3 protein-coding genes and 1 pseudogene are annotated in these 4,777 nt (G+C 51.9%); 3 read left to right on the top strand and 1 reads right to left on the bottom strand.

Annotated features, from left to right (window positions below):
* The 3 genes and pseudogenes from C230_RS23095 to C230_RS0100875 form a co-directional block, all read left to right on the top strand.
* A pseudogene (locus C230_RS23095) lies at positions 1–281 on the top strand (IS1380 family transposase); the annotation flags it as partial.
* A 322-nt stretch (positions 282–603) separates the two neighbouring features.
* The gene (locus C230_RS0100870; RefSeq protein WP_018130197.1) at positions 604–3,504 is read left to right on the top strand and encodes a DNA-primase RepB domain-containing protein; all 2,901 of its coding nucleotides are present in this window, start codon (positions 604–606) and stop codon (positions 3,502–3,504) included.
* A gap of 43 nt (positions 3,505–3,547) precedes the next feature.
* Positions 3,548–4,228, top strand: coding sequence for a hypothetical protein (locus tag C230_RS0100875; protein WP_018130198.1), 681 nt, complete (start codon positions 3,548–3,550; stop codon positions 4,226–4,228).
* Positions 4,229–4,393: 165 nt separating this feature from the next.
* On the opposite strand, the gene C230_RS22825 is transcribed toward C230_RS0100875, so the two are convergent.
* The coding region (locus C230_RS22825) for a hypothetical protein (RefSeq protein WP_169332818.1) at positions 4,394–4,777 on the bottom strand (384 nt) is incomplete at its 5' end.

Here is a 4,777-nt window from a genome sequence, read left to right on the forward strand (position 1 = left end):
TCACCCCTGTCATCTTAGGCAATCCCGGCAAGGAGCGACGCTACCTTCCCCTTGATGTGGATGTAGCCCCGTTTGACAACTCATGTACGAAGAAAGAAGGAGTTTCTCGTACTTACAAAGGGTTCGACGGCTACGCCCCCATCTTTGCATATTTGGGGAAAGAAGGGTATGTCGTTCATACGGAACTCCGAACCGGCTCCACCCACAGTCAGAAGGGGACTCCTGAATTCTTGAAGCAGGCGATCCTCTACGCCAAACAAGCAAGCAATCTCCCTCTCCTTTATCAGGGGGCTCCTCGGAGATTACGATTAATGATTGACACAACCTGTCAGAGAGTTCTCATTCGATTCCGTCCTACGGTAGTGGAAACTGTCCGTGACAGTATGTCACACCTCTGATCACCTTTCAATTCTGTTCTGAAAGAGATTCGCCTCTGTGCTTGATTTTTCCCCAATTGCCGGTTGCTAGGACACTTCTCCCTAGATTGGGGTGTCGAGACAAGTAACCTTGGCATTTCTCACAATCACGCCTTTGTAATTTTTGACTTTCGGATGTACCATCCGATATGTTCATAACAAACCTATGAAAAGGAGGAGATGTCCAATGGACCTAAAACTCGAAAAGCAAGCCATCACCCCGCTGCAATTTATCCAAGCGATCAAAGGGGAAGGGCCCTACTGTTTACGCACTCTGCCCGATCCCCCCAAACAGGAACAAACGTACCGTAACTTTAGCCAAAACTGGACGTTTTCCACCCTCGACGAGTTGAAACAAGGAATCAGGGGAGGACTGCGGAAGGCAAATAGCTACCGAAATGGTGTGTTCCTCGTGGTGAACAACGGCGGCCACTGTGACACTTCGATCACACAGGTCACCGCCCATTATATCGATTTCGATAAAGTGCCGTGGGAACAGCAACTGGAATTGCTAAACCGGTTCGGCCTTTTGCCCAGCATCATCGTCCTGTCCAGCCGGGGTATGCACGTCTACTGGCTAATGAAAGACGCCAAGGTGGAAGAGTTCCGAAAGGTCCAGAAAAGGCTCATTCACTTTTTTGGCAGCGACCCGACGGTCGTCAACGAGAGCCGTTTGATGCGGGTTCCGGGCTTTTATCATCAAAAGTCCGCACCCCAGATGGTTCACGTACTCTGGTGGCATCCGGAGTTGTCCTACACCCAAGACCAACTCCAGCAACGCCTGACGGAACTGGGCGTTCCCGAGGTGATCGAAACGAAAAAGGAGCAGTCGAAACGTCTGCGGGGTCAACGTTCAGACGTCAAACCGTTGGATTTGGTGGATCTGAAGATGCTGTCGCTGGTCGAAGCTCACCTGGGGGACATGGACACGACCGACGGCGAACAATACCGTTGTCTCTGCCCCATGCATGACGACCATCGTCCGTCCGGTGTGTATTTTGCAGGGACGGAGTGGTTCTATTGCCATACGTGCAACAAAAGTTGGGCACTCTCCGAGTTGGCCAAGCTGAAAGGATGGAACGACATCCTCGAGTACCGCATCCAACGGTACAAGGATAGTCTCCACCGCCAACAGGAGCAGCATCAAAAGGCTGTTGCGAGCCAATTGGCTGCCGTTCCAGAGTTGCCTCGATATGTACACACCAGAACCAAAATGGATTCCCTGGGAACATTGCGAACCGTACACGCTGTCACCGAGCGTTTTCAAACCGTCATGGCCAACCGGGGAATTGGGGTGGAGGACGACCTGCTTCAGTCGGTTCGCCACATCGTGCGCCTGTGGGAAACACTAGGCAATCCGAACCAACCAGTGATATGGCCTGTACCACCTGGCAGCGGGAAGTCCACGTTGCGCAACTTGTATGTCCAGTACAAGTGTGATCACACCCCAGACTTCGGATGTATCCTGGTGGTAGAACGCAAACAAGACGCCGACGCCATTGCCCGGTTTTTGAATCAATCCAGGGAAGTGGCCTGGTCCTACCTCGGATGGGATGAGTCGTGGTGCCTGGCTGGACACGATTCGTACCAGCCGGGCATGTGCGCTGGTTGCCAACACTCTTCCTGCCGAGTTCTTCGGAACCAAGAGGAGCAGCTTCGCCGCCCGGTTGTGATAACCACTCACCAGCGGTTCGTAGAACTGGCAACCAACCGAAAGCTCGGATCCACGCTGGGATATTGGGTGGATCAAAACGGTGAACGCCACGACCGCAAGCTTCTGATCATCGACGAGGCTCCTCCGATGTTTGTGTCAAACACGATCACTCGATCGGAGCTGGAACAATTCAATAAAGAGGTTCGGAAGCGATTCCACTATTCGCCGACTCTCTTGAACGAATGGCAAAAGATGATGTATGGCCTCAATCAATTTTTTGGAGCCATATCATCGCCCCGGAACATTCGCCCTGACGAGATTGAAGTGACACTGTCGTCCGATCTGCGGCAGGTGTTGACAGACCAATCCTATTCAACCGTTTGGGAAGTTCTGGATAAGTTCCTGAAAACCGGTGGCGTTTTTTATCCTGATGCGGATGACGGGTGGTCGTTGACCGTAGTGAAGCGTATGAACTTCGAGTGGGACAACCTGTGCCCCTTTATCCTGGACGGGACGGGTACAACCGATTTGCGGTATCCCCGGTCTGAGTTCCAGGCACTGTCATCGCCCATTAGGCGATCGGCTCCTGTCAACATCCATGTATGTACCGACTTCGGCTTTGGAAAGCGGTATATGCACACTCATGATCAAGAGGAAGTAATCAATGCCCATGTGAAAGTCATCCGGGATCTCATCCAAAAACACAAGAAGCTTTTGGTGGTGGTGAGAAAGGAATTTGAAGCGGCATATAAACACCGACTTCAGGTCGAACTGGATAACAACAAAGTGGCCATCGAGCACTTCGGCAACCTGAAAGGACGAAACGATTTTATGGGTTGCGATGCGGCGCTCTTCTTCGGGATCCTGGACAAAGGAGACGAGTATTATATGGCGTTAGCCACGATCAGACACGAAAACCCAGATACCATCCTCCTTGAAACGTTTGAATGTCGAAATGTTCACCGGTTTGTAGATGTTGGAATCGAAGCCGTGAAACTCAATGAGATCGCCATCGAACTTGTGCAGGACATCTTCCGCACTCGGGTTCGCTTGGGCCTGCCAGTGGACGTGTATGTGTTTTGTCGGGACCATATCCTCATGGAGCATGTGACCCGCATGTTGGGGGTCAAAGAGGTTGACCTCACCTGGAAACCAGCCGGTGTGGCGGGGCTCACCAAACCGGGCCGCAATGTGTCCGCTCTCTTGGAAGCCCTTCAGGCGTTTGTGTCCTCCGGTTCGGACATCATCTCAAAAGCGGAACTCAAGGCTCGAGCGGGAATGGCGGAAAAGGACGACCGCTCATGGCGCCGGGCCATGCAGAACCCGTTTGTGAGAGCGTTTTGTGAGGAACACGGGATTGTCGCTCCGACGCCCAACAGCCGGGTTCTGATTCGACATCCTGAAAACGCAACAGCGGATGCCGATGTGATCTAATAGTTTCACGGTTTGATTTGTTTGCTCGAAGGAGGTCGATCATATGAACCTTGAACGTTATATCCAAGGAGTTATAACCATCCCCCGGTTGATGCGGTATCATGGCCTCTCCAAGAAGGAGTGTCCCATTCATGCTTTCCACTACCTCACGATGCTTCCAGATAAAAAGGTTGCGGTCTGCCTCGAATGCGGCATGGAATGGGATGTGATCGGATTGCATGAGATCCTGACAGGAAAGACACGTGAAGAGGCGTCGAAGGAGCTTTATGAGATGATCCAATACTTTTCTCCGGTTTCTAGTGGAAACGAAGAGATGGAGGAATCAAACCCCGAATCGAAAAAGAAGGGTGGGACCGCACAATCTTTGAATTTTTGGAAATGGTTGGATGCTAACCGTCCCCATATTTGGGGGCTTCCCGAATACGATGGCAACGCAAATGACGCTGTGGCCTTCATCAACCTGAAAGGCAACTTGTGTCTCCTGCCATCAGCGGTTGAGGGATTATCCATTGGGGAACTACGCACTTGGATCCAAGGATGGAAACAGGAAGGGCTAATCCGCACCCCTAAAGATAAGTTGGGTCTGAAACGGCCGCAACGAATTCCTTCGGACATCCGCCTTGCCCAGCAGCTTCCCGACACCATGAGGGTGTTCGTCTTTCATCGACAAGAAACAATGAAACTGCTCGCAATGAAGGTCATAACTACAACACATAGCGCTTGACTTCAACAAATTTCCATGTTCACAATATGGCCGTCCCGCAGCATGACTGTTTTTCGGGTGTTTCTTAGACATTAGAATCTAGAATTTAGATTTTAGAATCTAGATTCTAGATTGTACATATCCCCTATGTAACGGGACCGCCAGCGCAGTCCCACTGTCATCCCCCTACGTCCCCTCAGGATTCTTGCCTCCGTTCTGGATCGATTCAAGCAACTGCTCGTGAATCCGGTACGTGAGGATGTGAAGGGCGCTCCAATCTTCATCGCAGACCCGCTTCAACTCGTCCCAATCACCTCGCACCCAAAACCGATGATCTCCCAACTTCAGCTCCCACGTGAGGTCAATGGGTGCCCCGACATGTCGAACCGAGTTCGCCTTCCGAAAAAGATGGGCTGTTTCGGGCGTATATCCTCCCGCCTCCCCCGCAACATACTGCTCAAGGCCAATGGTGATCGTGGACACCACCGCCATCCGTTTCACCACATCAAGGACTTCTTCCCACTTGGTGAAGGCAGCCGAACGGGATTTCCGCCTCCGCACCGCTCGTTC

Origin of the sequence: Effusibacillus pohliae DSM 22757 (assembly GCF_000376225.1) — a bacterium.
GTDB classification, from domain to species: Bacteria; Bacillota; Bacilli; order Tumebacillales; family Effusibacillaceae; genus Effusibacillus; species Effusibacillus pohliae.

Coding starts and splice junctions, on each gene's coding strand:
- C230_RS0100870 (WP_018130197.1), top strand. CDS start 604: ATGGACCTAAAACTCGAAAAGCAAGCCATCACCCCGCTGCAATTTATC.
- C230_RS0100875 (WP_018130198.1), top strand. CDS start 3,548: ATGAACCTTGAACGTTATATCCAAGGAGTTATAACCATCCCCCGGTTG.